At 63.8% G+C, this 271-nt stretch carries 1 pseudogene; it reads right to left on the reverse strand.

The annotated features are described in order from the left end of the window. Nucleotides 1-133, reverse strand: a pseudogene (locus PEM_RS10070) (flagellin); the annotation flags it as partial. Between the last annotated feature and the right edge of the window lie 138 nt (nt 134-271).

A 271-nucleotide genomic window follows, 5' to 3' on the forward strand; every position in this document is an offset into this window, starting at 1 on the left:
CGTCGTCCTTGGCGCTGTTGATGCGCGAACCGGAGGACAGGCGCTGGATGGTGGTGGCCAGCGAGCTGCCGCTGGTGCTCAGGTTGCGCTGAGCATTCAGGGACATGGTGTTGGTGTTGATGACTTGTGCCATGGTGCATTTCCTTTGGCGAAGGTGGAACGTGTTTCAGGATCCGGGCGCGGCGTCATGCAGCGCCCGGAGGTCGATCAGTAAGCGGATCAGCGCAGCAGGCTGAGCACGCCCTGCGGCACCTGGTTGGCCTGGGCCAGC

Source organism: Stenotrophomonas sp. Pemsol, from assembly GCF_003586545.1.
Classification (GTDB): Bacteria; Pseudomonadota; Gammaproteobacteria; order Xanthomonadales; family Xanthomonadaceae; genus Stenotrophomonas; species Stenotrophomonas sepilia.